Here is a 2,773-nt window from a genome sequence, read left to right as displayed (position 1 = left end):
GAACCAGATGTTCGGGAAGCCGAGGAAGCGGTGCCAGGCGACACCCATGTTCGTGTTCAGCGAGACCGTGATCATCCAGGTGAAGGACGTGACGATCTTGAGCGCCGCGAAGAAGTAGGTGAGGTGCTGGATCGTGCTCAGGTCGAGCCCGTCGAGCAGCGCGATCAGCGGGTACGAGGCGAAGAAGCCCGGCTCCCAGCTCGTCACGTGGTGCTGGACGCCCTCCAGGGCGCGCAGCGTCATGATGCAGACGCCGACGATCAGGATGACCGCCTCGACGAAGTACGCCTGGCCGGTCTTGGATCCCGCGAAGCGGGACTTGCGGCCCGCGCCGCCCGGCCGGTTCAGCTGCCGGATCACGATGAGGGTCACGATGCCGAGGACGGTCATCAGGCCGAGGAACTCGGTGAAGATCTCGTACGGCAGCCAGTCGCCGATGATCGGGATCAGCCAGTCGGCCTGGAAGAGCTGGCCGAACGCGTTGACGATGGTGAGCAGCAGCGAGAAGAAGCCGACGGCCACGAACCAGTGCGCCACGCCCACGATGCCCCAGCGGTTCATGCGTGTGTGGCCGAGGAACTCCTTGACCAGCGTGATGGTGCGCTGTGTGGGGTCGCCGGTGCGCGTGCCCGCGGGCACGGGCTGGCCGAGCTTCACGAAGCGGTAGATCTGCGCGATGGCGCGGCCGAACAGCGCGACGGCCACCACCGTGATGGCGATCGACACGATGATCGCGGCGAGTTGCATGAGGGGCTCCTCGGGCGGGCCTGCGAGGCGGAGCGCCTGTACTCCCCAGTGTGGCGAGTCCGGCGCTACTAAGCGGTAACTTATTCAGTCCGTGCTGAGATTACCCCGTCACGGCTCCGCGCTGTAGCGGCGCCTGCGGTGATCTGTGTCGCTCAGGCAAGCCTTGCCGACCGGGTCTCCCCCGCCGTGGAGGCGCTCGCCGCGCGACGCCTGCGGACTGCTGGAAGCGTACGCGCCAGGATGCCCAGATCCATCCCGAGCCAGTGGTGGTCCACATAGTGGAGGTCGAGCAGCTCGCGCTCCTCCCAGGGCAGCTCCGAGCGTCCGCTGATCTGCCAGAGCCCCGTCATCCCCGGCCGGACCGTGAGTCTCCGGCGGGACTCGCCGACGCACTCGCGGTGCCCGGGGGTGAGCGGGCACGGGCCGACGAGCGACATCTCCCCCCGTACGACATGGACCAGGAGGGGCATTCCGGCCAGCGGGCCCTTCGTGCGGAACGTGTGCATCGTGAAAGCCCGACCGCCCAGGCCCGCGACGGTCCGCCGGCGCAGCACCCCGCCGGCGCCGGCCGTCGTCACCGCGAGGGAGAGGGCGACGGCGGCGAACGCAGGGGACAGGGCGGCCAGCAGGGCGAGTCCGCCGAAGAGGTCGAGTGTGCGCTTGGCCGTCATTCCCCACACCCTTTCGAGTGACATTCATGGGATATTCGTGGGATACGCCCGGTTTGCCCGGCAGGGGCACCCCGGACTCTCTCATGTCGAAGGGCCCCGAACCGGGGAATGACGCGCCCCGGCGGGCCCCTGGACGCCTTTTTGAGCGACTGTCAGGGTGAAGAGTTGAGCCACCCACGCTCAGGTCTGTTGACGCGTCGGGGGTCGTCATGCATCCTTGAGTCAGATCCACTCAAGTCAGTCAGCTGGAGGAATTGAAATGGCACGTGCGGTCGGCATCGACCTGGGCACGACTAACTCGGTCGTCAGCGTTCTGGAAGGCGGCGAGCCCACCGTCATCACCAACGCCGAGGGTGCCAGGACCACGCCGTCCGTCGTCGCCTTCGCGAAGAACGGTGAGGTGCTCGTCGGCGAGGTCGCCAAGCGCCAGGCGGTCACCAACGTCGACAGGACCATCCGGTCGGTCAAGCGCCACATGGGCACCGACTGGAAGATCGACATCGACGGCAAGAGCTTCAACCCGCAGCAGATGAGCGCCTTCATCCTGCAGAAGCTGAAGCGCGACGCCGAGGCGTACCTGGGCGAGAAGGTCGTCGACGCGGTCATCACCGTCCCGGCGTACTTCAACGACTCCGAGCGTCAGGCCACCAAGGAGGCCGGTGAGATCGCGGGCCTCAACGTCCTGCGCATCGTCAACGAGCCGACCGCGGCCGCCCTGGCCTACGGCCTGGACAAGGACGACCAGACGATCCTCGTCTTCGACCTCGGTGGCGGCACGTTCGACGTGTCCCTCCTGGAGATCGGTGACGGCGTCGTCGAGGTGAAGGCGACCAACGGTGACAACCACCTCGGTGGTGACGACTGGGACCAGCGCGTCGTCGACTACCTGGTGAAGCAGTTCGCCAACGGCCACGGCGTCGACCTGGCCAAGGACAAGATGGCTCTCCAGCGTCTGCGCGAGGCCGCGGAGAAGGCGAAGATCGAGCTGTCGTCCTCCACCGAGACGTCGATCAACCTGCCGTACATCACCGCCTCCGCCGAGGGTCCGCTGCACCTGGAGGAGAAGCTCACCCGGGCTCAGTTCCAGCAGCTGACCGCCGACCTTCTGGACCGCTGCAAGACGCCGTTCCACAACGTCATCAAGGACGCGGGCATCAACCTGTCCGAGATCGACCACGTCGTTCTCGTCGGTGGCTCCACCCGTATGCCGGCCGTCGCCGAGCTCGTCAAGGAGCTGACCGGTGGCCAGGAGGCCAACAAGGGTGTGAACCCGGACGAGGTCGTGGCCATCGGCGCCGCCCTGCAGGCCGGTGTGCTGAAGGGTGAGGTCAAGGACGTCCTGCTTCTGGACGTGA

2 protein-coding genes and 1 pseudogene are annotated in these 2,773 nt (G+C 66.9%); 1 reads left to right on the top strand and 2 read right to left on the bottom strand.

Annotated features, from left to right (window positions below):
• Nucleotides 1-747: pseudogene (locus tag ACF1G2_RS36045) on the bottom strand (Fe-S oxidoreductase); the annotation flags it as partial.
• A 152-nt stretch (nt 748-899) separates the two neighbouring features.
• Nucleotides 900-1,418 carry a sugar transferase gene (locus ACF1G2_RS36040; protein WP_391802371.1) on the bottom strand — a complete coding sequence of 173 codons (519 nt, stop codon included), beginning with the start codon at nt 1,416-1,418 and terminating at the stop codon, nt 900-902.
• A gap of 259 nt (nt 1,419-1,677) precedes the next feature.
• Here ACF1G2_RS36040 and ACF1G2_RS36035 point away from each other — a divergent pair.
• A partial coding sequence (locus ACF1G2_RS36035; RefSeq protein WP_391802370.1) for an Hsp70 family protein occupies nt 1,678-2,773 on the top strand: 1,096 nt, incomplete at its 3' end.

Source organism: Streptomyces sp. NPDC013457 (assembly GCF_043089925.1).
GTDB lineage: Bacteria > Actinomycetota > Actinomycetes > Streptomycetales > Streptomycetaceae > Streptomyces.
Note: the sequence above shows the minus strand (reverse complement) of the source record. Positions and strands in the feature narration are given on the sequence as shown.